This is a genomic window from Sphingomonas sediminicola (assembly GCF_049991885.1).
In the GTDB taxonomy this organism is placed as follows: Bacteria; Pseudomonadota; Alphaproteobacteria; order Sphingomonadales; family Sphingomonadaceae; genus Sphingomicrobium; species Sphingomicrobium sediminicola.
The window spans coordinates 1,759,314-1,784,748 of record NZ_CP178916.1; the positions used below are offsets into that span (position 1 = coordinate 1,759,314).

The window sequence follows — 25,435 nt, forward strand, 5'->3', positions numbered from 1 at the left end:
TTCTTCCCTAGGATGACCCGGCGGTTTCTTCCTCGACCGTGAATTTCTCGGCCGCGCCCCAGCTGGTCGCGTAATCGAGAACCGAGACATATTTGCAGTTTGCCCGCATCAACGCCGTCACTGACGTCGACGGCAATTCGTAGTCCGTGAGATTCGGATGGCGCTCCACGAGCAACCGCCAAGCCTGGTCGCGCTCCGCCCTATCGACAACCTCCGATGCCGTAGCGCCGGCATAGACCGCCTGAAGCTCACCCAAATTCCGGGGCTCAGGCGCAACGGCAATCGAAACGCGATTGTCTTTCGAGATGTTCTCGAACTTCTGGCTTGCCCGAAAGATGAGGAAGTAGATGACCAGTCCGATGTTTGCGTAGCCAACGATTGTCGTCTGCGGCCAGCCGTCCGGGCGGACCGTCGATACGGCCATGAGCCTCTGGCCGTCCAATATTCGAATGGCCTTGCCCTCTTGAGCCGCGCTCATGCCAATTCTCCCTCAGCCAATTCGCTTCTCTGTCCCATTGCCGGGATCGTGCAGTTCCACTTCAACTCTCGTTCGATTCGATCACGCAGGGAAGCCGATGCGTCCGGCTCGCCATGGACGATGAACGTCTCGCGCGGCGGCCCCTGAAAGCCTCGAATCCATTGCAGCAACTGATCGGAATCGGCGTGCGCGGAAAGGCTGGTCAGGTCCGCGACTTCCGCACGGATCTCGATAAATTGTCCGTGGATCTTCACCTCGCGAACGCCGTCGACCATAGCCCGGCCACGAGTGCCTGGCGCTTGGAAGCCGGCGAACAGGATGGTGTTGCGCGGATCGGGTCCGAACGCCTTGATGTGGTGGAGCACCCGGCCGCCCGTCGCCATTCCGCTCGCCGAGATGATGACCTTTGGCACCGGACTTGCCGAGAGCGCCTTGGACCCGTCCGTGTCGCGGACGTAGGTCGCGATCGCGCACGCGTCCCGGCAAACCATCGGCTGCATTCGATGGTCGTCCATGTGCGCGCACAACAGATCGGTGGCATTGGTCGCCATCGGGCTGTCGACATAGATCGGAATGAGCGGAAGCTCTCCGTGCATCTTGAGCGCCCACAAATGGTAGAGCAGCGACTGGGTCCGGCCGACGGCGAAAGCCGGAATCAAGATCGTTCCACCGCGTCGAGCAGTCCGCTCAATGATATCGTGCAGCACCTTTTGTGTATCGATCTTCGGATGAAGACGATCGCCGTAGGTGGATTCGATCACGAGATAGTCGGCATGCGGCACTGGCTCGGGATCGACCATCGTCTCATCGCCAAAGCGGCCGAGGTCGCCGGAGAAGACGATCGTCTGGCCCGAAAGACGGATCTCCGCGGTTGCCGCTCCAAGGATGTGCCCTGCCCGCCGAAACAGCAGTGACGCGTCCCCGCCAAGATCGTGCAGTTCATGAAATGCAACGGGCCTGAACTTCTCAAGGGCGAGCTCGGCATCCGCGCGAGTGTACAAGGGAAGCGCGGGCCGATGGCGGCTGAAGCCGTGCCGGTTCGCGAACTCGGCGTCCTTTTCCTGAAGAAAGGCGCTGTCCAGCAAGATGAGACGCGCCACGTCCATCGTCGCGGGAGTCGCGTAGATCGGCCCGTCGAACCCGTCTTTCACCAGCCGCGGCAGGTAGCCGCTGTGATCGAGGTGAGCGTGGGTGAGCACGACCGCATCGATGCTCGCCGGCTCGACTTCCAACCGCCGCCAGTTCAGCTCGCGAAGCTCGCGCGGGCCCTGGAACAACCCGCAGTCGACCAGCAATCGGCGGCCGTCATAATTCAGGAGATGCTTAGAACCGGTCACGGTGCCGGCTCCGCCCAGGCTGGTAAGGCTCAGCGTCACGGTTTCTCCGTCGGCTCGGCTTCGATGACGGTCAAGCCCGTGCCGGTCGCCCCTTCTTTCAGAGAGTCCGCAGTGACCACGATCGTGGTGCCCGGCTCGAGAATGCCGGCGACGGCCCGCCGGAAGGATTCCGGCGCCTTGAACCGCTGCCATTCCTCGCGAGGGACCCGTCCGTCTTCGCCACCTTTCGACAAGGACACGCGCATCCAGTGCGGGCCTGCCGCGTCCACGGAGCGTAGCGCATAGGCCCAGCTTCCCGTAATCGGGCCTTCGACGGTGACCGGCCCCGATCCGATCTCCACACCATTCCGAAGCACGACCGCTCTGCCGTCCGCCACGCTGACGACAATCGAGATCGGCCCCGACGGCGAGCGCTCCGGTTGCCAGACGAAAGTTCCGCCCTCACTCCCATTCACTTCGCTGAATGGCTGGCTGGCGGACAGCGTGGACGCGAGCCGAGGGGTCGTAGGCTCGTCGGTAATCACCACCGTCATTCCCAGGCGTGTCGATCCATAGAGCAGTTTCGCGAATCCGATCGGAAGGCGGATGCAACCATGGGAGGCTGGATATCCCGGAAGGTTTCCTCCGTGCAGCGCGATGCCGTACCAAGTGAGCCGCTGCATGTAGGGCATCGGTGCATTGTCGTACTTTCGGGAATAATGCTCGACGTGCTTCTGAAGGATCGTGAACACTCCGGTCGGGGTGTCATAGCCGGGGCGGCCGGTGGACACCGTCGACGCACCGATCGGAACGCCGTTGCGAAAGAGCGTCGCGCGCTGGGTCTTAAGGTTGACGATCAGGAGGGTTGGGCCTTCAGGCGCAATCTCCGGAGCCCAGACGTATTCGCCTGCATGCAGCTTCTTGACGGTTTCGACGATCGAGCCCGATCCAAGGTCGACCCGCTGCGCGGACGCCCCTCCGCCCCAAAGCAACACGCCCATTCCGATGGCGATTGCAACGGACCGGCAACGCGGCGACGCACCGTACAGGGATAGCGGCAAGCCAAACGCTCCTTTTCACTCCGGTCCGCTAATGCGGGCGGCATGCAAAATTCAGGATACGTGATTTTCCTGACGCAGGAGCGGCTCTTTTACGGAAGATTACTTATTCGAGACGCCACCCGATCGGTGCGAAACGGGCCGGATGATCAGTCGTCCCTTGAAAAGCCTCGCCCTGACCCTCGCAATCGCGACGGCAACGGCCTGCACCACCGCAACTCCATACCAGCCGTACAGGCCGGAAATGGCCGGCGGCGTTCACGGCGGCTACTCCGAGCAGCGCCTGGCGCTCGACCGCTACATCGTGAGATTTCACGGCAATGAACTGACATCCCGCGACCGGGTGGAGGGCTACCTCCTCTATCGGGCCGCCGAAGTCACCACCCAGAACGGTTACGACTGGTTCACCGTCGTCGACCGGCGAACCGAACATGACGTCCGAACCTATGCCCGACCGGACCCCTTCTACCGGCCTTGGTACGGTCCGGATTACGGCTACTGGCTTCCGTCCTGGCGTTACTACCGGCCCGGGTTCGGCTGGCACGACTGGTATCCCGGCTATGGGCCCTTCTGGGCGGACAGCATGGATGTGACGACGGTCGAGTCCTTCGAGGCGCAGGCCGAGATCGCCCTCGGCCGCGGCGCGATCCCTGCCGGTAACACTCGCGTGTTCGACGCTCGCAAGGTGATGGCGGACCTCGGCCCGACCATCGTCCTGCCGAAGCGCCCGTGATCCGGTCTCCTAGGAGCATTGCGTATTACGCCTGCGCCTTCGGCCCCTTACGAGCAGCAGCATGATCTGGAAGACTGTCCGACTTGAACTCTCGCCGAACGTGAGTTCCACGAAAGCATCGCCCAGCCGGGCATTCCTCATTCGCGTTCCCCTCGACGAACTCGGCGTCATCGACGCGGCCGAACTTGCGCGCGACCCCCTGCGGGCGACGGTGCTGCGGACCTGGTCGTCCGAGCCAGATCAATTCGGTCACATCGAGCGCGCCGACGGGCATTGGGTGTTTCGCTGCCCTCGCAAACGGGGCGAGGATGTCTATCGGATGCCGGCTGTTCCACTCGGCCTGCACGATCAGGTTACCGTCCAGGATGCCAACGGAGCCACGCAGCCCTTCACGGTTGCGAGCATCGGCGGCACGAACCGAAGTTCCGCTCAAGCGTAGCGAATTTGATCTTGGGTGATATTGTCCGCGCCCATGGACCGGATCACGGGCGCCAGCTCAGTCTCAATGCGCGATAGCGAATCCCATCTTCGGTCGATCCTGGCCACCGTTCCCGACGCAATGGTCGTGATCGACGAGACCGGTCATATCCTCTCCTTCAGCGCCGCCGCCGAACGGATGTTCGGATACAACGAAGAAGAAGTGCTCGGCGAAAACGTGTCCATGCTGATGCCCTCGCCGGATCGCGAACGGCATGACAGCTATCTCGAAAACTATCGCGATACCGGTGAGCGCAAGATCATCGGCATTGGACGGGTGACGACCGCCCGGCATCGAGATGGCTACACATTCCCGATCGAATTGTCGGTTGGCGAAGCCTGGCTGGACGAAAAGCGAATTTTCACCGGCTTCATCCACGACATCACGCAGCGCCAGAACGTCGAGCGACGGCTGCAGGACCTGCAGTCAGAGCTGGCCCACGTCGGACGAGTGAGCGAGATGGCGTCCTTTGCTTCATCGCTCGCGCACGAGCTCAACCAGCCGCTCACCGCCATCGCCAATTATTGTGAAGCGGCCCGCGACCTCCTCGGCAATGGCTCGGACCGCGAGACCCTGGATACGGTCCAGGAGGCTCTCGACGAGGCCTCAAAAGAGTCCGTGCGAGCGGGGCAGATCGTTCGCCGGCTACGCAACTTCATTAGCCGGGGCGAGACGGAACAACGCGTCGAATCCCTCGGGCGGCTGATCACTGAGGCCAATGCCTTGGCGCTGGTCGGCTCGCGCGAACATGGGATCGAGGTCCAGGTCCAGCTCGATCCCGACGCGGACCTCGTGTTCGTCGACAGAATCCAGGTCCAGCAGGTGCTGACCAACCTCATTCGAAATGCGATCGATGCGATGATCGACAGCAATCAGAAATCGCTGATCATCCGAACCTCGGCTGAACCTCAGGATTACGTGACCGTCACCGTCGAGGATACCGGCCCCGGAATCAGCGAAAGCGTCATCGCGGAGTTGTTCCAGCCGTTCGTGACATCGAAAAGCGCGGGCATGGGCATCGGCCTCTCGATCTGCCGAACCATAGTCGAGAGCCATGGCGGCCGGATCTGGTTTGAAGAGCGGCCCGGCGGCGGTACCGCCTTCCACTTCACCTTACCGTCTGCGGGGAGTTGAGAATGAGTGACGCCGAGAGAGTCGTTCATGTGGTCGACGACGACGATTCCGTTCGCCGGTCCGTCGGCTTCATGCTCAAGACTTCTGGCTATCGGGTCCGCTCATTCGCGTCTGGCGTAGAAATCCTCAAGGAATCAAAGGCGCTGGAGCCCGGCTGCATCCTGCTCGATATCCGGATGCCGGGTATGGACGGTCTCGAAGTCCAGGAAGCTCTCAGGAGCCACGGAGTGCCGTTGCCGGTCATCATCATGACCGGTCACGGCGACGTTCCCTTGTCGGTTCGGGCGATGAAGGCGGGAGCGATCGACTTCATCGAGAAGCCGTTCGAAAAAGACGTCCTGATCACCGCGATTGAAAGCGGCTTCGCCGTTTTGAAGAGGGCGGATTCAGGACGCGAAAAGGCGAAGGACGCCGCCGTCAGGCTTCAGGTCCTGACCCCTCGCGAGCGCGAAGTGCTGGACGGACTAGCCCAGGGCCTCCCGAACAAGACCATTGCATACGACCTGGGGATCAGTCCCCGAACGGTGGAAATCCACCGCGCAAACCTGATGACCAAGCTGGAGGTCCGGAGCCTCTCCGAAGCCTTGCGTCTCGCCTTTGCAGCGCAGGAGCAGTCCTAGCGGCCTCAGCCGCCCGTGTGCCGGGCCTCGATGACCTGCTGAAGGTGGAGTTGCTCTTCATCGAGCAACTTGCGCAGCGTCGCCTTCTGCTCCTCGTCTTCGGTTGAGCGCAGCTGCGCCTTGAAGCGCTTGATGTTTTCGCGTGCGACGAACGCCTCCATCGCAGCCCTCCATTACCAGCCCACGAGTCGAGAGGTCGGCAGACTAGCACGGCCGGGACTCGCTTGTCAGTGGATTGGGCGTGAACGCAGGACGACGGACCATCCACCCGATACCAGCCCGATGAACATGCTCATCGCCAGGATCGAGAGGGGTGGCATGGCGAAGCGCAGCACTTCGAGCAGGAACGGAACCGTCAGCGAGGCGGTGACGAGCAGGACCGCACCGGCGACGATCGCCCAGAACACGGCTCGCCCCCGAGCCAACAGCGGCTGACCGAGCGAGCTGCTTTCGGCCAGCGCGAGGCTGAGGTGACCGGTAACGAGCGCAACGAAGGCACCGGCCCTGGCGATCTGCTCTCCAACGTTCGACGCATTCAGCCAAGCGTAGAACGCAAAGACCGACGCGAGCACCACCGTTCCCTGGACGATCGCCAACATAAGCTCGCGGCGCCCGAACAGCCGCTCGTCGCGGCGGCGCGGCGACCGCAGCATCGCGCCGGATTCGCTGCGCTCCCCTTCGAACACGATCGAACAAAGCGGGTCGATCAGCAGCTCGAGCAGCACGAGGTGCATCGGAAAAAGCATCGGCGGAAGGCCGACGAGGATCGGGATCAGCGCCAACCCCGCCACCGGGATGTGGACGGCGGTGATGTAGGTCATCGCCCGGCGCAGGTTGGCGAAGATTCGCCTGCCGAGCGCTATTCCTCGGACGATGGAAGCGAAGCGATCGTCGAGTAGAATGAGGTCCGCTGCCTCGCGAGCGACGTCGGTGCCCCGCCGCCCCATCGCAATTCCGATATCCGCGGCCGCCAACGCGGGCGCATCGTTGATCCCGTCTCCCGTCATTGCAGTGACGTGGCCCGCCTGCCTGAATGCCTGCACGAGGGCCAGCTTTTGGCCCGGCATGATGCGCGCGAAGATGCGTGCTTCGACCGGCACGTCGGCCGCCTTGGCGAGGTCGGCTCCAGTGACCACTCCGCCAGTCGTTGAGATGCCGGCGGCTCGCGCAGAAGCCAGCGCGGTCGCGGGAAAGTCGCCGGTGATCATCGCGACCGACACGCCGGCCCGCTGCGCTTCAGCCAGCGCTTGGGGTACATCACTCCGCACCGGATCCCCGAAGCCCAGGAGCCCTTCGAGACGATAGCGGATTGCGGCGGGCTCGAGCTGCGGGTCATCTGCAAACTGCGCAGTGGCAACCGCCAGGACTCGCATGCCTTCGGAGCCAAGCTCATGGGCCGCGGCCTCAGCCCCGTCCCCTTTTTCCTCATCGCATAGGGGCACCAGCGCCTCGTGGGCGCCCTTCGCGGCATAGAGCACACCACCGCCCGCAGTTGGCCAGACCTGGACGAAGGCAAGGAAATCAGGCCGCAGCGGATAGGACCTGAGTGGCGAGCCGGCCGGCCGCTCCGAACAGGCATTATGCACAGCAAGATCCATCGGATCGTGCGGGCGGAGCGCGGACGCCATCTGCGCCGCGCGCAAGACGGGATCGGCGCCGGCCGGCCGCCCTCCCGACAGCTCGAAGCGCTGGCCCGAGCGCCATACCGACCGTAGCGCCATCCGGTTTTCGGTGATGGTCCCAGTCTTGTCGACGCAGAGGAGCGTGGTCGCGCCGAGGGTCTCGATGACGGCAGACCGCCGGACCAGCACATTGTGCCGGGCCAGCCGAAGCGAGCCGAGCGCCATGAAGATCGTCAGGACCATCGGAAATTCTTCCGGGACGAGCGAAATCGCCAGCGTGAGTCCGCTGAGCGCGCCGGCCAGCCAGTCGCCCCGAAGCAATCCATAGACCAGGGCCACGGCCAGGCAGAAGCCGACTGCAAGCACGCCGATGATGCCGACCAGCCGGCGAACGTCCCGTTGCACGAGAGTCGGTTCTTCGACCGCTTCACCGAGCTCGACGCCGATCCTACCCACTTCGGTGGACGTGCCGGTGCGAACGATGCGCGCGACACCTTGCCCGCGCACGATCAAGGTCGCAGCGAAGAGAGAACTCGTTTCCGCCTCGCCGGGCGGCTGTAGCTCGTCCGACAGCAGCTGGGCGCCTGCCGGCTTCTTGGTGGATGGGCTGGACTCGCCGGTGAGCGCGGACTCGTCGACCTCGAGCGCGTCGCCATCGACGAGGACGGAATCGGCTGGAATCCGCCCACCCTCACCCAGCAGGACGATATCCCCGGGGACCAGCTCGCCAGAAGGGACGGACCGCGTGACCCCGTTGCGAATGACGCGCGCCTGCGGCTCCGCCAGCGCGTTCAGCGCTTTCAGCGCCCTTTCGCTGCGTGCGTCCTGGAAGATCACCAGCCCAAGGGACAGCATTGCGCCAGCGGTCAGGAATAGGCCCTCCGCCAGATCGCCGATCGTGAGGTAGAGTGCTGCGGCAGCCAGAAGGAGCAGGAACATGGGCTCCCGAAGCGTCCCGAAGATGATCTGGTGGAGAGCGCGCGACCTCGGCTCGCGAACGATGTTACGGCCGTATCGCGCAAGGCGCGAAGCGGCTTCCTCCTCGGACAATCCATGAAGATGCGCCGCAAGATCCATCGTTGGTCGCTATCCGTCGAAGGGCGGTCCGAACTTACGTGAATATCCTGATTACGTTCAGGCCCGGAGATGTCGATGCTTCAGGACGATCGGTGATTTGCGCCGAGAGTCGGGAGACGATCGATGACGACACAGATTTACTTGGAGCCCGAGCAGGCCACGAAAGCCGCTGGCGGCCAGCGCGTGCAGGCAGGCGTCAAGACCATCCTGCTGCATGTCCAGAACGACAAATCGCTGGATTCGCGGGTGCAGACGGCACTGGCCCTTGCCCGTGCTTGCGAGGCCCATCTCAGCTGTGTGCACATCACGCCGATCGAATCCTACGTCGCGTTCGACAGCTTCGGCGGAGTCTTCGTCATGAACGACGTGATCGCCGCGGTCGATGAGGAGGCTGTGCGGATCCGCAAGAGTCTCCACGAAAAGCTGCGGAACGAAGACGTCTCCTGGGACTATGTCGAAACCACCGCCAATATCGCCAGCCAGATTGTCAGCAGGGCCGCGCTTACGGACCTTGTCGTGACCGGACGCGAGCCGCATCGGACCGATTTTGCCGGGCCGACGATCGGTTTGCTGGGCGAGCTTCTCCATCGAGCGCGGACGCCGCTATTCATCCCGGCTGACGACGGCACCCCGCCAGACCCGGCTGGAACGGCCCTGATCGCATGGGACGGAAGCTACGAAGCGGCGAACGCAGTCCGCTCGGCGGTCGGCCTCCTCAAGGTCGCATCGCAGGTGAGAATCCTCCAGATCCGAGAGAAGGCGGAAGAGGCGTTCCCGGGCACGAAGCTGCTTGAATATCTGTCGCGCCACGACATCCACGCCGAGCTGTTCACAGAGGAAGCCTCGTCAAAGGAATTCGTGTCGGACGCGCTCGTCGCCCACGCGCGAGCCATCGGCGCGGCCTATCTCGTGATGGGCGGCTATAACCACAGCCGGGTGGGTGAGTTCGTCTTCGGCGGAGTGACCCGCAGCCTGCTCAAGTCCTCCCCGGTCCCGCTGCTGATTGCGCATTAAAAGTTCGCTCACGCTCTGAGCGTCAAACCGCCAGCTCGACCCACGTGGGAGCGTGATCGCTAGTCTTTTCCCATCCGCGTGGCTCGCGATCGACGCCTGCCGCTTTCAGCTTCTTGACGAGCGGCGGACTGAGCAGGAAATGGTCGATGCGGATACCCGCGTCGCGCTGGAACGAGTTCCGCCAGTAATGCCAGAAGGTGTAGATTCGCTCGCCCGGATGGAGCTTGCGGATTGCGTCGGTCCAGCCCTGGTCGACCAGCTCCGCGAACTTCGCGCGCGCCTGCGGCGAGAAAAGCGCGTCCTTCGCCCAGCGCTCCGGCTTGTAGACGTCCAGCTCGGTCGGGATGACGTTGAAGTCACCCATCAGCATCGACGGCAATCCGCTGTCGAGAAGGTGCCTCGCATGAGCCTGCAGCCGGTCCATCCAGGCCAGTTTGTAGTCGAACTTCGGCCCCGGCCATGGATTGCCGTTGGGAAGGTAAAGGTTCGCGATGAGGATGCCGCAGACCGCGGCTTCGATGTAGCGGCTTTGGACGTCATCGGGACCACCGGGCAGGCCGCGTCCTGTCTCGACCGGCTCCCCGACACGGCTCAGAATGGCGACGCCGTTCCAACTCTTCTGCCCGTGCCAGATCGCCGAATAGCCGAGCGCTTCGATGTCCTTGGCCGGAAAGGCCTCATCTGTGCATTTCAGCTCCTGCAATCCAACGACGTCGGGACGGATCTCCTCGAGCCAGCGAAGCAGCACGGGCAGCCGCGAATTGATGCCGTTGATGTTGTAGCTGGCGATGCGGAGCGCGCGTTTCTTGCTCATCAGCGTGAAACCATCATGAAGGCTCTCCGTTCGATCGCGGGCTGAATCGGCGCCTTGTCGCGAGTCGCACAGGTTTATCCACCATTACATCCACAGAATTTATGCGGACCCATGCAGAATCCGCTGGAACATCCGTCGTCGCCAGCTATTGTTGTTATGTGCTTCAGGACCCGAAAGGGAAGCGAAGCATGGGACCCCGCCAACTTCGGTTGGCGGGGTTTTCCTTTTGCGGCGCAATCGCCTCCCCCAATGAAATCGCTGCTCCACGCAACAGCAGTTGGAACCTGTTCCGACGGCGCGGGTTGTCGCGTCGTACTTCGGATCCGCAGATCAGCGTCATGATGACGCGGAACGCGGACGAAAGTTGGCGATCGGCGACCGGACGCAGATCATTGGATTAGAAGTACGGGAGCCCCGCCAGCCATCAGTGCCGGCGGGGCTCCAACGTTTCAGAGCATCTCCGCCTTCGCGCTCGCGAGCTGAAGCCGCCGCGAATTGTCCGACAGCGGGTACTTGTTTCCGTTCGCGCAGTTGAACAGCAGCGCCGTTTCATCGAGCGTGACCAGGCCGCGAGCGAGCGCGGCACGCCACCCCGCCAGGACAGCGCCACCTTCCGGGCACAGCAGCATTCCATCGTCGCGTGCCACGTCCTCGACCGCCTGCAGGATATCCTGCTCATCGACGGCGATCGCCGCGCCGCCGCTCTCACGCACCGCGCGCAGGATGAGGAAATCGCCGACCGCGCTGGGAACGCGAATTCCGGTCGCGACCGTTGCCGCGCCTTCCCAGCGTTCGGCGAACTCGTCGCCCCGCTCGAATGCACGGACCATCGGCGCGCATCCGACCGCCTGGATGGCGTACATGCGCGGCCGCTCGGGACCGATGAGACCGACAGCTTCCAGCTCGTCGAACGCCTTCCACATGCCGATCAGGCCGGTGCCGCCACCGGTCGGATAGAAGATCGCGTCAGGAACTTTCCAGCCGAGCTGCTCGACCAGCTCAAAGCCCATCACCTTCTTGCCTTCGAGGCGGTACGGCTCCTTCAGCGTCGAGCAGTCGAACCAGCGACCTTCCGCCGCGCCCTCGCGGATCAGCCGACCGCATTCATCGATCTGACCGTCCGCGACCCAGACGCGCGCGCCATAAGCGGCCGTTTCCCGCACGTTGATTTCGGGCGTCTCGGCCGGGCAGACCACCACGGCCTCCATTCCGGCGCGGGCGGCATAAGCGGCGAGCGCCGCGCCGGCATTGCCGTTGGTCGGAAGCGAGAACTCTCTTGATCCCGAACTGCCTCGCCATCGAGACCGCCATCGCCAGGCCGCGCGCCTTGAACGATCCGGTTGGGAGGCGGCCCTCGTCCTTCACCAGCAGACTAGAAGCTCCGACCTTGGCCGCAGTTCGCGTCAGGGAAACGATCGGCGTCTCTGGCTCGCCCAGGCTCACCGGCTCGGCGTCTTCGGGCAGCGGCAGCAGCTCCCGCCACTTCCACATCCCGGCTTCACGCTGACCCAGGCTTTCACGGGTCAGCGTTCGTAGTGCCCGCTCGAAATCATATCGGACGAGCAGCGGTTTTCCCGCCTTGCTGAGATTGTGGGGCTCGCCCGCGGGATAACGCTCGCCTGTAAGCGAGCATTCAAGATGGGTCACATACATGGGCCGCCCCGTAGCCCGCGCGGTTCGTCGAAGCGAGGTTGTAATAGTATAACATCCGACGTACGCGTGATTCGATTCGATCCGTAGCAAATCAGGACTGATGATCTCTTCTCGACTGGCCCTCGCGGCAGCCCTCTCCTTCCTTGCATCCCCCGCCTGGGCCGAAACGACGGTCGCTGGGACCGATGTGTCCGCGACGAGTGCCACGTCGGGCGACTCTTCGGCTGCGACGGCCGACGCGCCGCAGCCCGGCAACGCCGATGACGCGCATCACGACCACAGCGACGACGTCGTCGTGACCGGCGTGCGCCGCAAGGCGAACGACGTGCTTGGCGGAATCTCGGTTCTCGACGAGGCGGACCTCACTCGCGAAGTGCGTCCGAGCATTGGCGAGACCCTTGCTCGCCAGCCCGGCGTCAGCGCGACCAGCTTCGGCCCGGCCGCGTCCGCGCCCGTTCTTCGCGGTCTATCCGGCGACCGCGTCCGGGTTCTCACAGACGGCATTGGCAGCCTCGACCTGTCGTCGTCCGGGCCGGATCACGCCATTTCCATCAACCCCGTCACAGCGGAGCGCATCGAGGTCCTTCGCGGACCCTCGGCCCTGCTGTTCGGGTCGTCCGCGATCGGCGGCGTCGTGAACGTGATCGACGCGCGCATTCCGCGCCGTCTTCCCAAGAATGCCGTCGGGGTGACCGCTCTCGCGAGCTACGGCACGGCGGCGAACGAGCGCCTCATCAACGGGTCCGTAGACGTTCCCCTCGCCGGCAAGTTCGTCGTCCATCTCGATGGCAATTGGCAGAAGAGCGATGACCTGCGGACAGGCGGCCATATCCTTTCGAAGGATCTTCGCGAGCAGGCTTTGGCCAGTCCCGATCCCGAAATCCAGACGCTCGCCGACCTCAAGGGCAAGCTTCCCAATTCCGCCGCCGAATCCAAGGAAGGCGCCATCGGCCTTGCCTATGTCGATGGCGGGCTGAACATCGGCGCGTCTATCACCCGGCACCTCGCGACCTACCAGGTGCCGATCCGCTATTCGCTGGTCTCGGGCGTGGAAGCGGAAGCGCCGACGATTGACCAGGAACAGACCCGCTATGACTTCCGCGCGGAGATTCCGGTCCGTGGATTCTTCAGCCAAATCCGTGCTCGCGGCGGTTATGCCGACTATCATCACGACGAGCTCGACGACACGGGCGCAATCGGCTCGAGCTTCTTCAGCAAGGGCGGCGAGGGCCGCTTCGAGCTGATCCAGAGCGAGCGCGCGGGGTGGGGCGGAACGAGCGGCTTGCAGTACCTCGACCGCAACGCACGGATCGAAGGCGACGAGAAGTTCCTGCCCGACAGCAGGCAGCGCCAGGCCGGGCTTTTCACCCTGCAAACCCTGGTTAGCGGGCCGCTCCGGGTCGAAGGCGGCGCTCGGGTGGAGTTCAGCAAGCTCACCGCCGACGCCGACGAGCAGCTCGCGACGCCCGACCGCTCACGCAACTTCACCACCTGGTCGGGCTCGCTGGGCGGTCAGTACGAATTCTCGCCCGGCTGGCGCGCAGGGCTGACCTTGTCGCGAAGCTCACGCGCCCCCTCGATCGACGAACTGTTCTCGAACGGCCCGCACGGCGCCAGCCAGTCGTTCGAAGTCGGCAATCCGAATCTCAATCCCGAAACTAGCGTCGGCGTCGAGGCCGTGCTGCATCGCCAGTCGGGACCCGTCACGCTGAATGCCAGCCTCTATTACAACCGCTTCTCCAACTTCATCTTCCAGGCGCCTACGGGCGAAACGGAAGGGGATCTTCCCGTTTTCCAATATCTCCAGGGCCGAGCCAATTATTACGGCTTCGAGGCCCAGGCGCTGGCGAAGTTTGGTGAAGCGTTTGGCGTAAAGTGGAAGGGCGAGCTCCAGGCCGATGCAGTCAATGCGACGGTGAAAGACTATGGCCCCGCCCCCCTAATCCCGCCGCTCCGCATTCTCGGCGCGATCGAAGGCAGCCGCGGAACGGTCGATGGCCGGCTGGAAGTCGAACATGCGTTTGACCACAACCGCACTGCCCCGATCGAGACCGACGCGCCGGGCTACACGCTCGTGAACGCCTCGGTCGATTGGCATCCCTTCTCCGCCAATCCGGAGCTTTCGCTGTCGCTTGCGGCAAACAATCTTTTCGACGTCGAGGCGCGACGAAGCACGAGCCTGCTCAAGGATTTCGCGCCGCTTGCGGGGCGCGACATCCGCCTGACCGCTCGATTGGGCTTTTAGAAGACGAACGCCGTCCATCTCGGCTAAACTGACCGCGTGCGGCGGATCTGGATCTCGTTGGCAATCCTGGCGCTTGGCGCCGCCCTGGCGCTCGCGATCCTGAATGGCTGGTACTACGGCTAACCAAATGTGAAGCGGCCCGGCTCAAGGGGTTGGCCGGGCCGCCTCGCCGCTTGCTGGGGAGAGCGAGCGGCCGGGGAAACTTTTCTTAAAGGTCGATGCCCGCGGCGATGGCTTCCAGCTTGCGGACGCGTTCGCGAAGGTCGGCGACCTCGATGCGGTTGCCCGCGGGAGGAAGCATCCGGTCTCCTGCGGCATGGGTTAGCTCGAAACGCCTCAACTCGAGCCAGCCCTGCCATCCCTTGAGAGCCGCAACACTTGCTGCGCTCAGCCCGGCGAAGATGCCACCGGCCAGGATGCTAATCGTCAGCGGTTCCATCACTTCTCCTCCCGCAGCGCCTCGATTTCACGCGCCAGCTCATCATTGGTTGAGTTGATGTGGTCGTCGATCGCCATCAGACGGCGGTCGGTTTCGTCGAGCTGCGTCCGCAGGGCGTGAACGGTCGGGCGAACCCGGGCCACATTCTCCATGCGGTCGTAGTCGCTTAGCTGGCTCCGCTCGTATCCGCGGGTCGCCTTGTTGCGCTGGATGTGCATGTAGATGCCCGCGCCGACGTAGGCGATCAGAGCGAGCTTCCAGCTGACCAGGATCGCGGCAGCGACGAAGCCGATCCGGATGAAGGTCGGGTCGATGTTGAACACCTCGCCAAACGTCGAGCAGACACCTGCAACCTTCTTCTCACGGCGGTCCATCGAGTAGCGGTAGTTGTAGCGGGCCATTGCCCTTCCCCTTTCGTTCACTTGGTGCGTGCCGCGATCGCGGCCTTCATGGCTTCCAGATCGGCGTCGACCTTCTCGGCGGCGCGGAGCTCGGCGATCTCTTCCTCAAGGCTCTTGGGGCCGGTCATCCCCAGCGCTTCCGCGCGGCCTTCGGCGAAATCTGCGTGACGCTCGAGCACCTCGAACTTGGCGAATGCATCGAGCGTACGGCTGCCGTGCATCACTTCGCGGGCCTTGGCGCGGGCCACCGCGCTTTCAATCCGGGCCGCAATGGCATTCTGCCGTGCGCGAGCTTCACGAAGCTTGGTCTGAAGCTTGGTGATGTCCACTTCGTAGCTTCGCAGAACCTGCTCGATCTGCTCCATCTCCGAGCGAAGGCCATCGGCCATTTCGGCCGCCTTCTGCTTCTCGACGAGAGCCTGCTTCGCCAGGTCCTCGCGGTCCTTCGACAGCGCCAGCTCGGCCTTATCGTTCCAGCCGATCTGCAGCTCTTCCAGCCGGCCGACCGCACGCTTCATCTCCTTGGCGTCTGCGATCGAGCGCGCCGCGCTGGAACGAAGCTCGACGAGGGTTTCCTCCATCTCCAGGATAATCATGCGGATCATCCGGGCGGGGTCCTCGGCCCGATCCAACAGCTCGGTCATGTTCGCCGCGAAAATATCCCTAGCGCGGCTGAAGACCGGGCCGTTGAACCAGGTAGCGAGCTGCGTGCTGCCGGAAGTCATTGTTTCGGGCTCCCTAACCAACCGGGGCGTCCTCACCGGAATCTTCGCTTCGATGATCTCGAGTTCACGCATTGGCCGAAACTGCGACGGGGCTGGCGACTGCCTGGGCCGGACCGACCGCGGCGCTGACCGCGACGGAGCTCATCAGGAGCGCTGCTGCAAGAGCAGTAAGCGTACGAGCAAGTTGCGACTGACCGGACATTTGTAATCTCCCTTTTTGCCGGTCCGCTTCATCAGTCGCGGGCCGGTGCCAGGTACGATACAAGAGCCGTGCCAATCCCAGAAAACTGCGAAAAATGCTAAGACGGGATCCATTTCAGCGGCGAGTTGGCGGGATTTGCCACCTAGGCTTGGTGAAGATTCCCAACCGGCCCTGCGGGACCCGCGCGAGACCTGCCGCGTTGGTGCACCAAGCGCAATTCGAAAGGATGTTCAGATGTTGGGTAAGCTTGCCGGAGCGTATGTCGGAGAGAAGATGGCAGGCCGCAATCGCGGGCTGAGGGGCGCAGTCCTGGGCGCGGGCGTTGCCGCGGTTGCGCGACGCGGGCTCGGTCCGCTGGCGCTTGCGCTAGGGGCCGGATGGGCGGCGAAGAAAATGTGGGACAAGCGGCGGGAACGCCGCAATCCGCACTATCCTTCGGGCGCCTCTCCGTCCTGAGTCTCACCGAGCGACGGCTCGATATAGGGCTCGACCTTCCCTTTGAGCTTCAGCGTCATCGGATTGCCGTAGCGGTCGCGGCTGCGGCCGGCCGAGACGCGGATCCAGCCCTCGGACACGCAATATTCCTCGACGTTGGTCTTTTCCTGCCCGTTGAAACGGATGCCCACCCCGCGCTTGAGAATTTCCGCGTCGCAATAAGGACTGCGCGGATCGAGCGAGAGGCGGTCGGGAAGTTCGGTCTTGTCTTCGGCCATGGCCAGCGCCCTAGCCTCGCGGCGCTTGTGAGGTCAACGCGCGCTAGTTGCCGCATTCGTGACTCCGGACTAAGCGCCTCATCCACATGAGCGACAAGGATCCAGCGCCCCTAAAGCCGAACAGGCCGAAGCTCGCACTACACGTGCCCGAGCCGCCGTTCCGGCCTGGCGACAAGCCCGACTTTTCGAAGATGAAGGTGCCCGCAGCCGGTTCCGCGCCGCGGCCGGACGTTTCCGCTGCGGCGTCCGAGACGCATCCTCTGACGACCGCGCTCGTTCGGGTTCTCGACGAGGACAATCGGGCGGTCGGTCCGTGGGACCCGAAGCTCGATCCCGAAACGCTTCGCAAGATGCTGCGCGACATGGTTACCGTGCGCGTCTTCGACGACCGCATGTACCGCTCGCAGCGGCAGGGTAAGACCAGCTTCTACATGAAGTGCACGGGCGAAGAGGCGATCGCAGTCGCCGCCCAGAACGCCCTCGACCGCGAGGACATGCACTTCCCGACTTATCGGCAGCAGGGGCTTCTCGTCGCGCGCGACTATCCGCTCGTCGACATGATGAACCAGATCTACTCGAACAAGGGCGACAAGCTGCAGGGTCGCCAGCTTCCGATCATGTATTCGGACAAGGCCTACGGCTTCTTCTCGATCTCGGGCAATCTCGGCACGCAATTTCCGCAGGCGGTCGGTTGGGCAATGGCTGCAGCGATCAAGGGCGACAGCCGCATCTGCATGGGCTGGATCGGAGACGGAGCGACCGCGGAAGGCGACTTCCACTCCGCGATGACCTTCGCCGCGGTGTACAACGCGCCTGTGATCCTCGCGACGGTGAACAATCAGTGGGCGATCTCGAGTTTCTCGGGAATCGCAGGTGCGGAGCGCGCGACCTTCGCCCAGCGCGCAGTCGGTTACGGCATTGCCGGGCTTCGGGTGGACGGCAATGACGCGCTCGCGGTTTACGCCGCCGTTCGCTGGGCATCCGAGCGTGCGCGCACGAACCAGGGCCCGACCCTGATCGAATTCTTCACGTACCGAGCCGAAGGCCATTCCACATCGGACGATCCGTCCGGTTACCGCCCGACCGACGAGGCCAAGGCCTGGCCGCTCGGCGATCCGATCGAACGGCTGAAGGCACACCTGATCCAGCTCGGCGAGTGGGACGATGAGCGCCACGACGAACTGACCAAGGAAGCCGACGCCAAAGTTCGCGCTGCGCAGAAGGAATCCGAAAAGCTCGGCATCCTTCCGCAGCAAGGCAAGGACAATATCGGCAGCATGTTCGAGGACGTTTACGCGGAAGTGCCGTGGCACATCGCGGAGCAGCGCGAGCAGGCGCTGGACGAGAATCGCTGATGCCGACGATGAACATGATCCAGGCGCTCAACGACGCCCACAAGGTGATGATGCGCCGCGACGAGGATATCGTCGTGTTCGGCGAAGACATCGGCTTCTTCGGCGGCGTGTTCCGCGTGACGGAAGGCTTGCAGAAGGAATTCGGCAAGCAGCGCGTGTTCGACGCCCCGATCAGCGAAGGCGGCATCGTCGCGACAGCGGTCGGCATGGCCGCCTACGGCATCAAGCCGCTGATCGAGATCCAGTTCGCCGACTATATCTACCCCGGCTACGACCAGATCGTCAGCGAAGTCGCAAAGATGCGCTACCGCACCGCCGGCGAGTGGACGATGCCAATGGTCATCCGCACTCCCTACGGCGGCGGCATCTTCGGCGGCCAGACGCACAGCCAGTCGCCCGAAAGCCTGTTCACGCACATCGCGGGCCTAAAGGTGGTCGTCCCGTCGACGCCTTATGACGCCAAGGGCCTGCTGATCGCCGCAGTGGAGGATCCGGACCCGATCATCTTCTTCGAGCCGAAGCGCATCTACAACGGCCCGTTCGAAGGTCACCACGACCGTCCCGTCACGCCGTGGGCGAAGCATCCAGCGAGCGAGGTTCCGGAAGGCCATTACACGGTGCCGCTCGGCAAGGCGGCGGTCGTTCGCGAGGGCAATGAGCTGACCGTCCTCGCCTACGGCACGATGGTGCACGTCGCGCTCGCCGCGGTGAACGAGCAGGGCATCGACGCCGAGGTGATCGACCTCCGCTCTTTAGTCCCGCTCGATATCGAGACGATCGAGAAGTCGGTCGAAAAGACCGGCCGCTGCCTGATCGCTCAGGAAGCGCCGCGCACGTCCGGCTTCGCGGCTGAGCTCAGCGCTCTCGTCCAGGAACGCTGCTTCTATCATCTCGAAGCGCCGGTGGAGCGCGTCACAGGATGGGACACGCCCTATCCGCACGCCTACGAATGGGCGTACTTCCCTGGTCCGAAGCGCATGAAGACTGCGCTTGAGAAAGTGATGGCAGACTGATGGCGAAATATGAGTTCAAGCTGCCGGACATCGGCGAGGGCATTGCCGAAGCGGAGATCGTCGCCTGGCACGTGAAGGTCGGCGACACCATCGCCGAGGACCAGCAGATCGCCGACATGATGACCGACAAGGCGACGGTGGAGATGGAATCTCCCGTGGCCGGCAAGGTCGTCCAGCTTGCGGGTGAGGTTGGCGACCAGATCCCGATCGGGTCAGTGCTCGCGGTGATCGAGACCGAGGGCGAAGCGCCGTCCCAAGCGGCGCCCGCTCCTGCGGCAGAGGAAGTACCGATTGCCGATGGGGCCGCCGAACCGACTCCCGCGCAGGCGGAAGAGCTGCCGACAACCGCGGTCGAAGCACCGAAGGAACCGCCGCGCGCTCCGGAGCCCCGGGTCGAACCCGAAGTTGCGAAGAAGGAAGCAGGCGGACCGCATGTGCTCGCTTCCCCTGCAGTCCGCGCTCGCGCTCGCGATCTGGGCATCGACCTTGATCAGGTGAAGATCACAGGCGACCGCGTCCGCCACTCCGACCTCGACGCATACCTGCTCTACAACGGCGGCAGCGTTTCCACGCGCGGCGCCGGTACTCCGCGCAATGACGAAACGATCAAGGTCGTCGGCCTGCGCCGCAAGATCGCGGAGAACATGGCGGAGGCGAATCGTCGCATCCAGCACTTCACTCTGGTCGAAGAGTTTGACGTCACTGCGCTCGAGGAAGCGCGGCAGATGATGAACCGCGACCGCGGCGACAATCCGAAGCTGACGCTTCTTCCCTTCCTGATCACCGCAATGTCACGCGCGCTTGCGGACTGGCCGATGCTCAACGCGACGTTCGACGACGAGGCGATGGTCGTGACGCGCCACGGACCCGTGCACATGGGTATGGCGACGCAAACGCCGAATGGACTGATGGTCGCCACCATCCGCGACGCTCAGTCGAAGTCTATCTGGCAGCTCGCGTCAGAGATCGGACGCCTGTCCGAAGCCGCGCGATCCGGCAAGGCAACCCGCGAGGAGCTCAGCGGCGCGACCTTCACGATTTCCAGCCTCGGCCCGATGGGCGGCATCACTTCGACACCAGTCGTCAATCCGCCCCAGGTCGCGATCGTCGCGGTCAACAAGATCGAGGACAAGCTCGTCCCGATCGACAACGAGATCGAAGTCCGCAAGCGGATGAACCTGTCCCTGTCCTGCGATCACCGTGTTGTCGACGGCTGGGACGCGGCAAGCTTCATGCAGGCGTTGAAGCCACTGCTCGAAAATCCGCTGCGATTGCTTTCCTAGTCGGATTGGGAAGGGTTGATGGCGAAAGATTGGCGCGTCGAGACGCTCGACAAGGTCCGTGAGCTCATCCGGCAGGCCGACCCCGAAGCGACGGAAACCGTGAAGTGGCGGAAGCCATCGAACCCCGACGGCGTTCCCGTTTGGGAGCATAACGGGATCATCTGCACGGGCGAAACCTATAGGGACAAGGTGAAGCTGACTTTCGCTCAGGGTGCTTCGCTCGACGATCCGGCCGGCCTGTTCAACGCCAGCCTCGACGCCGGAACCCGCCGCGCGATCGACATCCGTGAGGGCGAACAGGTCGACGAGGCGGCGTTCAAGGCGCTAATCAAAGAAGCTGTCCTACGGAACGCACGCTAAGCCGCTATTCCGCCGCAGGCGTTGCTCCCGAATAGGTCCAGCTCGCGATTTTCCAGTCCCTTCCGGATCGGATCAGCACAAATGTCATGCTCCCCTTGCCGGCCATCCTTGTACCCTCTTGGCTGAACCGGTAGGTCGTGGGCAGCACGACGTAGGCGGAATTGCCGTCGCTGTTCGCCTGGATCGGGGTCTTTTCGTAATCGACGCGGCCGCCGCTGATGCCCCTGGCCCCTGCGTCCTTCATGTAATCGGCGAGCCAATGCTGCGCCGATTGCGGGCCGCCCCAGACGAAAGGCGCGAATTCGTCGACGATGAGCGCGCCGTCCACGTGCGCTGCGTAGAATGCTTCCGCATCTCCCGCGTTGAACTTGTCCAGCCAGGTAGTGACGGCCGCCGTCGCATCCTCCGCCGGCCCGGCCTGAGCCGGCGCGGTCCACGCAATGATTGAAACGGCGGCGAGCAGCAGCGTTCGCGTCATGAATTGCCCCAGGTTCGGCCGATCAAGATGCCAACTCACCGAGCGCCGGCCAAGCGCGGGCGGTCGAGGAAATGCGGCTTTGCGGCGCTTGTTGCAAGAGCTAGGGCTTGCGCCATGCTGAAGCCCGTCACGACCGACATCGAAGCGCTCAAGATCCTCGACGAACGGCTGCGCTGGCTGTCGGCGTGGACGATCCATCACGCCAATCACATCCGCGAGAACAGCGACGGCCTGAAAGTCGGCGGGCATCAGGCAAGCTGCGCGTCGATGACCGCCATCATGACCGCGCTCTATTTCCATGCGCTCGGGCCGAACGACCGCGTCGCGGTCAAGCCGCACGCCGGCCCGGTGCTTCACGCCATCCACTATTTGCTTGGCACCCAAAGCCGCGAGGCGCTGGAGAATTTCCGTGGCTTCGGCGGCGCGCAGTCCTATCCGAGCCGGACCAAGGACAAGATCCCGGTCGATTTCTCGACAGGCTCGGTCGGCCTCGGGGTGGCGATCACTACCTTCTCCAGCCTCATCCAGGATTACCTGACTGCGCGCGGAATGATGGACGAGGCCGACCGTGGCCGCTTCGTCGCTCTCGTCGGCGATGCAGAGCTGGATGAAGGCAATATCTACGAAGCGCTGATCGAAGGCGCCAAGCACGATGTCCGCAACCTGTGGTGGATCCTCGACTACAATCGGCAGAGCCTCGACGCGACCAGCGCCGACCGCATGTTCGAGCGCTTCGACGAGATCTTTCGCTCCTGCGGCTGGCGAGTTGTCGAGTTGCGATACGGCAAGCGACTGAAGGCCGCGCTCGACGCTCATCCGAAGCTCAAGACCTGGTTCGACGGACTGGGAAATGCCGAGTTGTCAGCCTTACATTACCAAGGCGGGGCTGCCCTTCGAAAACGCATCGAAGCGGATCTCGGAATGAGCGCGTCCGCATTCCTGAAGGCAAACGACGATGCCGCGTTGGCGTCGTTATTCAGCGATCTTGGCGGACACTGCATGGAATCGCTCGTCGAGGCGTTCGACGCCGCGCAGGACGACGTCCCTACCCTGTTCATCGCCTGGACGATCAAGGGCAATGGCCTCCCCTTTGCTGGGCACAAGGACAATCACGCCGGCCTGATGAACCCGACGCAGATGGCGGCATGGCGTGAAGCGATGGGCGTGACCGAGGGCCGCGAGTGGGAGCCGCTCGAGAGCGTCGGCGACAATACCCGCCCCGGCGTCGAAGCCATGATCGAGCGCAGCCGCTTCGCCCGCGAAAAACGCCAACGCGCGTTCGGCCAGATCGAAGTCCCCACAATTCCCGCGCCCTCAGGCGAAGAGCAATCCACGCAGGCCGCTTTCGGCCGAATCCTGCTGGAGATTGCGAAGGCCGGTGGAACGCTCGCCGAACGCATCGTCACGACCTCGCCCGATGTGACCGTTTCGACCAACCTCGGCGCATGGGTGAACCAACGCGGGTTGTTCCGGCGCGAGGGCATCGACGATATATTTGCACGAGAAAAGATTGCGTCTGCGCAAAAGTGGTCTTCAGCGAAGAAAGGCCAGCATATCGAGCTGGGCATCGCCGAGAACAACCTGTTCCTGATGCTTGCGGCCGCGGGGTTGGCCGGAGATCAATTCGGAACGCGGCTGGTGCCGATCGGGACGCTTTATGACCCCTTCATCGCCCGCGGTTTGGATGCGCTGAACTACGCCTGCTACCAGGACGCGCGGTTCCTCCTCGTCGCAACGCCAAGCGGCATCACACTTGGACCGGAGGGCGGCGCGCACCAGTCGATCAATCCGCCGTTGATCGCGCTCGGCCAGCCCGGCCTGCGCCACTACGAGCCGGCCTATGCCGACGAGCTTGCAGCGATGATGGAGCTGGCGTTCCGCCTGATCGACGATCCGGCGGGCGAGAGCACTTACCTCCGCCTGTCGACCCGCAGCGTTCAGCAAATCGAACGCCAAGACGATGGCTGGCGGGACGACGCGCTGAAGGGCGCCTACTGGCTGCGTGAGCCCGGTGCGGGGTCCGAGGCCGCGATCGTCGCCATGGGGACGGTCATGCCGGAAGCGCTCGCCGCGTGGGAAGAATTGCGCGAGGACATTCCGGGCCTGGGCCTATTGTCCGTCACATCGCCCGACCTGCTGCATCGCGGATGGACTGCCGCGCAGGCGGCGCGCTGGGCAGGCGAGCGTCAGGCCAGCCACATCGAGCAATTGCTCTCCCGGATCGGCCGGAACGCAGGGCTCGTGACGATCGCCGACGCAGCGCCCGCCTCGCTATCGTGGCTCGGCGGAGTGCTCGGTCAGCGCGTGGCGCCGCTCGGAGTCGACCGGTTCGGGCAGACCGGCAATCTCTCCGATCTCTATGCTTCATACCGGCTAGACGGAGCCGCGATCACCGAGGCGGTGGCGGAGATATTGCTCCAGAACGGATGAAGTAGCGACCTGTTGGAAAGGCCTTGTGCCCAAGAGCCAAACCAACGGGAGCGCAAGAGTTGAAGCCTTTCAGTCAAAGAATGCCGTTCGCCCGGCGGGACGCACTCATCCAGGGCGATAGCGTCCGCCAGATTTGGGGCCTGGAGGAAGAAGCACCAGCCGAGGCGCGGCTCCCGGTTCGCCGCGACTTCCAACCGCGAAACCATGCAATCGAGGAAACCGCCGACCGTCTGCATCTGAGGCTGGGCGAGGAACTTGAATATGCCCGCCGGATGCTCGACGCGATGGGCGATGAATTGTCCGCCGACCCCATTGCGGTCTCGCGTCACGGCGTGGTCCTCCAGTCGCTCGACATCGTCGGGCAGATGCTTGGCCACATCGCAAAGGTGATCTGTTCGGCCGACCCGGAGTCTGCAATCGAGCAAATCGGAATGAGCGACCTGAAGGCCCGACTGACACGGAGCGGCGCACTGTAGCTTGGCAAGGCTGTCGCCGCTGCCTAGAGCGGCATCATGCCAGGGCGCTTTTTCGACGAGTGGAAGGTCGGCGACCGCGTAGAGCATTCGATCTCGCGGACGGTCACCGAGACCGACAACCTGCTGATCTCCACCCTCACCCACAATCCGCAGCCGCTTCACATCGACCATGAGGCCGCGGCCAAAACGGAGTTCGGCAAGCCGCTGGTCAATTCGGTCTTCACCTTCGGGCTGATGATCGGGGTCAGCGTCAACGACACGACGCTCGGAACGCTGGTCGCCAACCTCGGTTACGACAAGCTCGTCTTCCCGAAACCCGTCTTCGTCGGAGATACTCTTCGGTCCGAGAGTGAGTGCATCGACCTTCGCGAGAGCAAGTCGCGGCCGAATGCGGGCATCGTCACTTGGGCGCACCGCAGCTTCAACCAGCGCGGCGAACTTGTGTGCGAATGCACCCGCTCTGCGCTTCTGTTGAAGAAGCCCCAATGACCGAGCCTCGCAGCTGGCTGTTCGTGCCGGCGGACAGCGAGAAGAAGATCGGCAAGGCGATCGAGAGCGATGCGGATGCGGTCATCTTCGACCTCGAGGACAGCGTCGACTTCGGCCAGAAAGCCGCCGCTCGGCAAATCCTTAGGGAGTTGGGCAAGCGCTCGGGCGGGCCGCAATGGTGGGTTCGCATCAACCCGCTTCGCACCGACGAGCATCGCAAAGACCTGGAAATGCTTGGCATCGCCGATATCCACGGTGTCGTCCTGCCGAAGGCGGAGGGCGGAGCGGACGTTGCCGAGCTCGCGCACCGCACCGGCAACATTCCGATCCACGCGATCGTCACCGAGACGGCCGCAAGCCTGTTCGGATTGCTGAGCTATCGCGATCCGAAGTCGACGCTCTCAGCGATGAGTTGGGGTGCGGAAGACCTTTCGGCCGCTCTCGGTGCATCGTCCAAATACGATGCCGACGGCAGCCTTAGCTTCACCTACAAGCTTGCGCGCTCGCTCTGCCTTGCTGGAGCGGTCGCCGCGGGCGTCCAGCCCGTGGACGGTGTGTTCGCCGACTTCCGTGACGAGAAAGGTCTTCTGGCCGAAGCCCAGGCATCCGCTCGAGAGGGCTTCACCGGCAAGCTTGCGATCCATCCCGCTCAGGTCGGCGTGATCAATGCGGCCTTCACCCCGTCGGCCGCGGAACTCGATCACGCGCGTGCTATTGTCCAAGCGTTCGATGCCGAGCCTGATGCCGGCGTCCTGTCAGTAGGTGGCCGGATGGTCGACCGGCCCCATCTTGTACAGGCAAGAAGGGTGCTCGACCGCGCGAAATAAGG

27 protein-coding genes and 1 pseudogene are annotated in these 25,435 nt (G+C 63.7%); 15 read left to right on the plus strand and 13 right to left on the minus strand.

The window, feature by feature from the left end; all coding sequences use genetic code 11:
* Positions 1-7: 7 nt before the first annotated feature.
* Genes ACMC5O_RS09075 through ACMC5O_RS09085 form a run of 3 tightly spaced genes read right to left on the minus strand, consistent with a single transcriptional unit; the run spans position 8 to position 2,855 of the window.
* Positions 8-478: a pyridoxamine 5'-phosphate oxidase family protein gene (locus ACMC5O_RS09075; protein WP_187709054.1), complete on the minus strand. Its 471-nt coding sequence runs from the start codon at positions 476-478 to the stop codon at positions 8-10.
* On the minus strand, positions 475-1,854 hold the full coding sequence (locus ACMC5O_RS09080; protein ID WP_425506891.1) for an MBL fold metallo-hydrolase RNA specificity domain-containing protein: 1,380 nt from the start codon (positions 1,852-1,854) through the stop codon (positions 475-477). The genes ACMC5O_RS09075 and ACMC5O_RS09080 overlap by 4 nt, the downstream gene beginning before the upstream one ends.
* Positions 1,851-2,855: a L,D-transpeptidase gene (locus tag ACMC5O_RS09085; protein ID WP_426692736.1), complete on the minus strand. Its 1,005-nt coding sequence runs from the start codon at positions 2,853-2,855 to the stop codon at positions 1,851-1,853. Before ACMC5O_RS09085 ends, ACMC5O_RS09080 begins: the two co-directional genes overlap by 4 nt.
* 142 nt (positions 2,856-2,997) lie before the next feature.
* Here ACMC5O_RS09085 and ACMC5O_RS09090 point away from each other — a divergent pair, with 142 nt between their 5' ends.
* The 4 genes from ACMC5O_RS09090 (at position 2,998) to fixJ (ending at position 5,817) form a co-directional block, all read left to right on the plus strand.
* The gene (locus ACMC5O_RS09090; protein WP_187709052.1) at positions 2,998-3,585 is read left to right on the plus strand and encodes a CC0125/CC1285 family lipoprotein; all 588 of its coding nucleotides are present in this window, start codon (positions 2,998-3,000) and stop codon (positions 3,583-3,585) included.
* A 100-nt stretch (positions 3,586-3,685) separates the two neighbouring features.
* Positions 3,686-4,024: a hypothetical protein gene (locus ACMC5O_RS09095; RefSeq protein ID WP_426692737.1), complete on the plus strand. Its 339-nt coding sequence runs from the start codon at positions 3,686-3,688 to the stop codon at positions 4,022-4,024.
* A 66-nt stretch (positions 4,025-4,090) separates the two neighbouring features.
* Positions 4,091-5,197, plus strand: a complete 1,107-nt coding sequence (locus ACMC5O_RS09100) for a PAS domain-containing sensor histidine kinase (protein WP_426692738.1) — start codon at positions 4,091-4,093, stop codon at positions 5,195-5,197.
* Positions 5,198-5,199: 2 nt separating this feature from the next.
* Complete coding sequence (gene fixJ / locus ACMC5O_RS09105) at positions 5,200-5,817, plus strand: response regulator FixJ (RefSeq protein WP_187709049.1); 618 nt, start codon at positions 5,200-5,202, stop codon at positions 5,815-5,817.
* A gap of 5 nt (positions 5,818-5,822) precedes the next feature.
* Here the strand turns inward: fixJ and ACMC5O_RS09110 are convergent, their stop codons facing one another.
* Both ACMC5O_RS09110 and ACMC5O_RS09115 read right to left on the minus strand, forming a co-directional pair.
* Complete coding sequence (locus ACMC5O_RS09110) at positions 5,823-5,978, minus strand: hypothetical protein (protein ID WP_187709048.1); 156 nt, start codon at positions 5,976-5,978, stop codon at positions 5,823-5,825.
* 66 nt (positions 5,979-6,044) lie between these two features.
* Complete coding sequence (locus tag ACMC5O_RS09115; RefSeq protein ID WP_426692739.1) at positions 6,045-8,489, minus strand: cation-translocating P-type ATPase; 2,445 nt, start codon at positions 8,487-8,489, stop codon at positions 6,045-6,047.
* Between the two features lie 150 nt (positions 8,490-8,639).
* On the opposite strand from ACMC5O_RS09115, the gene ACMC5O_RS09120 reads away from it, so the two are divergent.
* Positions 8,640-9,530, plus strand: coding sequence for a universal stress protein (locus tag ACMC5O_RS09120; RefSeq protein WP_187709045.1), 891 nt, complete (start codon positions 8,640-8,642; stop codon positions 9,528-9,530).
* A gap of 22 nt (positions 9,531-9,552) precedes the next feature.
* On the opposite strand, the gene xth is transcribed toward ACMC5O_RS09120, so the two are convergent.
* Together xth and ACMC5O_RS09130 are read right to left on the minus strand one after the other, a co-directional pair.
* Complete coding sequence (gene xth, locus ACMC5O_RS09125) at positions 9,553-10,344, minus strand: exodeoxyribonuclease III (RefSeq protein WP_187709044.1); 792 nt, start codon at positions 10,342-10,344, stop codon at positions 9,553-9,555.
* A 449-nt stretch (positions 10,345-10,793) separates the two neighbouring features.
* Positions 10,794-11,997, minus strand: a pseudogene (locus tag ACMC5O_RS09130) (threonine synthase).
* A gap of 100 nt (positions 11,998-12,097) precedes the next feature.
* Here ACMC5O_RS09130 and ACMC5O_RS09135 point away from each other — a divergent pair.
* Positions 12,098-14,242: a TonB-dependent receptor gene (locus tag ACMC5O_RS09135; RefSeq protein WP_426692740.1), complete on the plus strand. Its 2,145-nt coding sequence runs from the start codon at positions 12,098-12,100 to the stop codon at positions 14,240-14,242.
* A gap of 208 nt (positions 14,243-14,450) precedes the next feature.
* Here ACMC5O_RS09135 and ACMC5O_RS09140 read toward each other — a convergent pair whose 3' ends face one another.
* The 4 genes from ACMC5O_RS09140 to ACMC5O_RS09155 form a co-directional block, all read right to left on the minus strand.
* Positions 14,451-14,684 (minus strand): hypothetical protein, encoded by a 234-nt coding sequence (locus tag ACMC5O_RS09140; protein WP_425506890.1) that lies wholly within the window; start codon positions 14,682-14,684, stop codon positions 14,451-14,453.
* A complete protein-coding gene (locus tag ACMC5O_RS09145; RefSeq protein ID WP_187709040.1) occupies positions 14,681-15,082 on the minus strand; it encodes a PspC domain-containing protein in 402 nt (133 codons plus the stop codon). Before ACMC5O_RS09145 ends, ACMC5O_RS09140 begins: the two co-directional genes overlap by 4 nt.
* 17 nt (positions 15,083-15,099) lie before the next feature.
* Positions 15,100-15,807: a phage shock protein PspA gene (gene pspA, locus ACMC5O_RS09150; protein ID WP_187709039.1), complete on the minus strand. Its 708-nt coding sequence runs from the start codon at positions 15,805-15,807 to the stop codon at positions 15,100-15,102.
* A 64-nt stretch (positions 15,808-15,871) separates the two neighbouring features.
* On the minus strand, positions 15,872-16,009 hold the full coding sequence (locus tag ACMC5O_RS09155; protein WP_187709038.1) for a hypothetical protein: 138 nt from the start codon (positions 16,007-16,009) through the stop codon (positions 15,872-15,874).
* Positions 16,010-16,243: 234 nt separating this feature from the next.
* Between ACMC5O_RS09155 and ACMC5O_RS09160 the strand changes: the two genes are divergently transcribed.
* Positions 16,244-16,465: a hypothetical protein gene (locus tag ACMC5O_RS09160; RefSeq protein WP_426692741.1), complete on the plus strand. Its 222-nt coding sequence runs from the start codon at positions 16,244-16,246 to the stop codon at positions 16,463-16,465.
* On the opposite strand, the gene ACMC5O_RS09165 is transcribed toward ACMC5O_RS09160, so the two are convergent.
* Positions 16,438-16,722 carry a DUF3297 family protein gene (locus ACMC5O_RS09165; RefSeq protein ID WP_187709037.1) on the minus strand — a complete coding sequence of 95 codons (285 nt, stop codon included), beginning with the start codon at positions 16,720-16,722 and terminating at the stop codon, positions 16,438-16,440. The two genes, ACMC5O_RS09160 and ACMC5O_RS09165, sit on opposite strands and share 28 nt — an antisense overlap.
* A gap of 86 nt (positions 16,723-16,808) precedes the next feature.
* Here ACMC5O_RS09165 and ACMC5O_RS09170 point away from each other — a divergent pair, with 86 nt between their 5' ends.
* From ACMC5O_RS09170 to ACMC5O_RS09185, 4 genes are read left to right on the plus strand one after another with little or no spacing between them, the layout of a single operon-like run.
* Positions 16,809-18,077, plus strand: coding sequence for a 3-methyl-2-oxobutanoate dehydrogenase (2-methylpropanoyl-transferring) subunit alpha (locus ACMC5O_RS09170; RefSeq protein WP_187709036.1), 1,269 nt, complete (start codon positions 16,809-16,811; stop codon positions 18,075-18,077).
* A gap of 8 nt (positions 18,078-18,085) precedes the next feature.
* Positions 18,086-19,090 carry an alpha-ketoacid dehydrogenase subunit beta gene (locus ACMC5O_RS09175; RefSeq protein WP_222949960.1) on the plus strand — a complete coding sequence of 335 codons (1,005 nt, stop codon included), beginning with the start codon at positions 18,086-18,088 and terminating at the stop codon, positions 19,088-19,090.
* Positions 19,090-20,373, plus strand: coding sequence for a dihydrolipoamide acetyltransferase family protein (locus tag ACMC5O_RS09180; protein WP_187709034.1), 1,284 nt, complete (start codon positions 19,090-19,092; stop codon positions 20,371-20,373). The genes ACMC5O_RS09175 and ACMC5O_RS09180 overlap by 1 nt, the downstream gene beginning before the upstream one ends.
* Before the next feature lie 18 nt (positions 20,374-20,391).
* On the plus strand, positions 20,392-20,733 hold the full coding sequence (locus ACMC5O_RS09185; RefSeq protein ID WP_187709033.1) for a DUF1801 domain-containing protein: 342 nt from the start codon (positions 20,392-20,394) through the stop codon (positions 20,731-20,733).
* Between the two features lie 4 nt (positions 20,734-20,737).
* On the opposite strand, the gene ACMC5O_RS09190 is transcribed toward ACMC5O_RS09185, so the two are convergent.
* A complete protein-coding gene (locus tag ACMC5O_RS09190; RefSeq protein ID WP_187709032.1) occupies positions 20,738-21,211 on the minus strand; it encodes a nuclear transport factor 2 family protein in 474 nt (157 codons plus the stop codon).
* A 114-nt stretch (positions 21,212-21,325) separates the two neighbouring features.
* On the opposite strand from ACMC5O_RS09190, the gene ACMC5O_RS09195 reads away from it, so the two are divergent.
* The 4 genes from ACMC5O_RS09195 to ACMC5O_RS09210 all read left to right on the plus strand — a co-directional run bounded on the left by ACMC5O_RS09195 (position 21,326) and on the right by ACMC5O_RS09210 (position 25,433).
* Positions 21,326-23,641: a transketolase-like TK C-terminal-containing protein gene (locus tag ACMC5O_RS09195; protein WP_426692742.1), complete on the plus strand. Its 2,316-nt coding sequence runs from the start codon at positions 21,326-21,328 to the stop codon at positions 23,639-23,641.
* An 80-nt stretch (positions 23,642-23,721) separates the two neighbouring features.
* Positions 23,722-24,117 (plus strand): hypothetical protein, encoded by a 396-nt coding sequence (locus ACMC5O_RS09200; RefSeq protein WP_187709031.1) that lies wholly within the window; start codon positions 23,722-23,724, stop codon positions 24,115-24,117.
* Positions 24,118-24,153: 36 nt separating this feature from the next.
* Positions 24,154-24,606, plus strand: coding sequence for a MaoC family dehydratase (locus tag ACMC5O_RS09205; RefSeq protein WP_187709030.1), 453 nt, complete (start codon positions 24,154-24,156; stop codon positions 24,604-24,606).
* Positions 24,603-25,433, plus strand: a complete 831-nt coding sequence (locus tag ACMC5O_RS09210) for an HpcH/HpaI aldolase/citrate lyase family protein (RefSeq protein ID WP_187709029.1) — start codon at positions 24,603-24,605, stop codon at positions 25,431-25,433. The genes ACMC5O_RS09205 and ACMC5O_RS09210 overlap by 4 nt, the downstream gene beginning before the upstream one ends.
* Positions 25,434-25,435 lie beyond the last annotated feature (2 nt).